The organism is Mycobacterium sp. (genome assembly GCF_035653355.1).
GTDB lineage: Bacteria > Actinomycetota > Actinomycetes > Mycobacteriales > Mycobacteriaceae > Mycobacterium.
The window spans coordinates 1-3,537 of record NZ_DASRBZ010000426.1 but is presented as its reverse complement, the minus strand read 5'-3'; the positions used below and the strand labels follow the sequence as shown (position 1 = coordinate 3,537).

The window sequence follows — 3,537 nt, the reverse complement described above, 5'->3', positions numbered from 1 at the left end:
GGCAACTTCCAGCGAGTGGGTCAGCCGGGTGCGCGGGGTGTCGCTTTCCCTGGGCCCCACGACCTGGGTCTTGTCCGCCAGCCGACGCAGCGCGGCGCTGTGCAGCACCCGGGCGCGGTCGCGGGCGAAATCGGTGCGGTGCTGGCCTTGGGCGCCGGGCAGGCCCGCGGTCTTCGGCGCTTCGGCCACCCGCCGCTGGCGGTCGAAATCGTCGTAGGGCTCCTGCTGATCCATTGAGCGACAGTCTGCCAAAACGGCTGGGCGTCGCAGGGCGCACGGCGTCGCTACATTGGCGAGCATGCGCATACCTCGCCCGCTCGGTGTGATCCTGGCCGTCTTGGCTGCGGCGTTGCTGTTGGCACCGGTGGCCGCCGCGCAACCGCCGTTTCGGCTATCCGGCTACGTCACCGACGACGCGGGGGCATTGACCGGCTCGGGTCGCGCCGCTGTCGAGGCGGCGGTGAATAAGCTGTACAGCGATCGCCACATCCGGCTCTGGGTGGTCTACGTCGACACGTTCTCCGGGCAGGGCGCGGTGAGCTGGGCGCAGAGCACCCGCAGCGCAAGCGACCTGGGCGACTACGACGCATTGCTGGCGGTGGCCACCGTCGACCGCTCTTACGCGTTCCTCGTGCCATCTGCGGTGAAGAGCGTCACGTCCGGTCAGGTCGACGATCTGCGGCGCACCCAGGTCGAACCCGCGCTGCATCGCAGCGACTGGAGCGGGGCCGCGGTGGCCGCGGCCAACGGGCTTGATCGACCGCCCGGTTCGTCGGCGTGGGCGCCACTGCTGATCGCGTTGGGCGTCGTCGCGCTTGCGGTGCTGGTTTTGGTGGTTGTCATGCACTACCGCCGCAGGCGACGCCACGCCGCCGCGGTGGCTGCGGCGCGGCGGGCTGACCCCACCGACCCTGATGCGCTTGCCGCGCTACCGCTGGACGCGCTCGACGACTTGTCGCGGTCGAAGGTGGTCGAGGTCGACAACGCGGTGCGCACAAGCGCCAACGAACTGGCCTTGGCGATCGAGGAGTTCGGCAAAGACCGCACCGAGCCGTTCACCCGCGCGGTCAACAACGCCAAAGCCGCGCTGACGCAAGCGTTCAACGTCCGCCAACAGCTCGACGACGCAATACCCGAGACGCCCGAACAGCGCCGGCAGCTGCTGACCAATGTGATCGTGTCAGCGGCGCGGGCCGACCGCGAATTGGAATCGCAGCGAGAGGCGTTCGAGCAGTTGCGTGACCTGGTGATCAACGCGCCGGCGCGGCTGGACGGGCTTACCCAGCAGGTCGTCGAGCTCACCGCCCGCCTCGCCCCGGCAGAACAGCGGCTGGCCGAATTGCACAACGAATTCGACCCTGCCGCAGTGGCTTCCGTGGCGGGCAACGTCGCGGCCGCAAAGGAGCGAGGGGCGTTCGCCGAGCAAACCATCAGCCGGGCACGCGAACTGGCGACGCAGGCCGTCAGTGGGCAGCAGAGCGCTTTGGTCGACGCCGTGCGCGCCACGGAGTCGGCGCTCGCCCAGGCCCGTGCGCTGCTCGACGCGGTCGACAACGCCTCCAGCGACATCCGCCGCGCTGTCGAGCAGCTGCCGTCGATGATCGCCGACGTGCAAGCAGGTATCGAGCAAGCCAACGCCTATGTGCAAAAAGCGGACGCTCCGCATGCCGGTGCGCTGGCCGCTGCCCGTGACGCGGCAGTGACGGCTGTCGACGCCGCGCGCGCCGGCGGCTCCACCGATCCCCTTGGTGCTTTCACCCGGTTGACCAAGGCGCACGCGGACCTGGACCGGCTGCTGGCCACGGTCGCCGAGGAGCAGGCCAGCGCAGAGCGGCTCCGCCGCACCCTGGAGCAGGCGTTGTTCACCGCGCAGTCGCGGGTGCGTGCGGTCTCCGACTACGTCGACACCCGCCGGGGCAGCGTCGGTCCGGAGGCGCGCACCCGGCTCGCCGAGGCGAGCCGGCACCTGCAGGCCGCCCTCGATAAACGGTCCACCGATGTGGCCGACGCGATCGCTCATGCCAACACCGCCGCGAACTTGGCTGCCGACGCCCAGGCGCTGGCCAACGCCGACGTCGAGGCCGCGCAGCGCGTCTACGCCAGCCATTACAGCGGCGGCAGCAACCTGGGCGCGATGATGGGCGGGCTCATCATTGGCGACCTGCTTGGCGGTGCGATGCGCGGGGGCTTCGGCGGCTTCGGCGGTGGCTGGGGTGGCGGCTGGGACGACGGTTGGAGCCCGACATCGTTCGGCGGCTCGTCGGGCCCCTCCGACGACGGGTTCATGGGCGGCGGCGGACGGTTCTGAGCCGCCCTAGCAGGAGCGCAGCCGGGGCGCCAGGTAGTCGGCGACGGCGTCGATCGCGATCCGCTCCTGCGCCATGGTGTCGCGTTCACGCACGGTGACCGCCTGGTCCTCGAGTGTGTCGAAATCCACCGTCACGCAGAACGGGGTGCCAATTTCGTCCTGGCGCCGGTAGCGCCGCCCGATCGCGCCGGCGTCGTCGAACTCGACGTTCCAGCACGTGCGCAACTCGGCAGCCAGATCACGGGCCTTGGGGCTCAAGTCAGCGTGCCGCGACAGCGGCAACACCGCGACCTTCACCGGCGCCAGCCGTGGATCCAGGCGTAGTACCGTGCGCTTGTCCATCCCGCCCTTGGCATTTGGCGCCTCGTCCTCGCTGTAGGCATCGACCAAAAACGCCATGAACGACCGCGTCAGCCCGGCCGCCGGTTCGATCACGTACGGGATGTAGCGCGTATCCGTGACGTTGTCGTAGAACGACAGGTCGACACCAGAATGCTTTGAATGCGTGGTCAAGTCGAAGTCGGTGCGGTTGGCCACGCCCTCCAGCTCGCCCCACGGGTTGCCGGGGAAGCCGAACTTGTACTCGATGTCGACGGTGCGCGCCGAATAGTGCGACAGCTTGTCTTTCGCGTGCTCCCACAACCGCAGGTTGTCGGGATTGATACCCAGGTCGATGTACCACTGCAACCGGGTGTCGATCCAATATTGGTGCCAGTCCGGTGCGGTGGACGGCTCGACAAAGAACTCCATCTCCATCTGCTCGAACTCGCGGGTGCGGAAGATGAAGTTGCCGGGGGTGATCTCGTTGCGAAAGCTCTTGCCTGTCTGGGCGATTCCGAATGGCGGCTTTTTGCGCGCGGTGGTGACGACATTGGCGAAGTTGATGAAGATGCCCTGCGCGGTCTCCGGCCGCAGATAGTGCAACCCCTCCTCGGTCTCGATCGGCCCGAGATAGGTCTTGAGCATCATGTTGAACTCGCGCGGCTCGGTCCACTGGCCGGGCTCGCCGGTGTCGGGGTCGCGGATGTCGGCCAGCCCGTTCGGCGGCGGATGGCCGTGCTTTTGCTCGTAGGCCTCGATGAGGTGGTCGGCCCGGTAGCGCTTGTGGGTGATCAGCGACTCGACCAGCGGATCGTGGAACACCTCGACGTGGCCGGAGGCCACCCACACCTCCCGCGGCAGGATGATCGAGGAGTCCAGGCCGACGACGTCGTCGCGACCGGTCACGA

General features: G+C 68.4%; 2 protein-coding genes and 1 pseudogene. 1 reads left to right on the top strand and 2 read right to left on the bottom strand.

Annotated features, from left to right (window positions below; genetic code table 11):
- Positions 1–234 (bottom strand): annotated as a pseudogene (locus tag VFA16_RS14735) (deoxyguanosinetriphosphate triphosphohydrolase); the annotation flags it as partial.
- 64 nt (positions 235–298) lie between these two features.
- Between VFA16_RS14735 and VFA16_RS14730 the strand changes: the two are divergent.
- Positions 299–2,308, top strand: a complete 2,010-nt coding sequence (locus tag VFA16_RS14730; RefSeq protein WP_324968530.1) for a TPM domain-containing protein — start codon at positions 299–301, stop codon at positions 2,306–2,308.
- A 6-nt stretch (positions 2,309–2,314) separates the two neighbouring features.
- Here VFA16_RS14730 and VFA16_RS14725 read toward each other — a convergent pair.
- Positions 2,315–3,537, bottom strand: a 1,223-nt coding sequence (locus tag VFA16_RS14725) for a glycine--tRNA ligase (protein WP_324968529.1), incomplete at its 5' end; no start/stop codon positions are given.

Bases quoted from the DNA above. Each gene is read 5' to 3' on its own strand.
- VFA16_RS14730 (WP_324968530.1), top strand. From the start codon at position 299: ATGCGCATACCTCGCCCGCTCGGTGTGATCCTGGCCGTCTTGGCTGCG.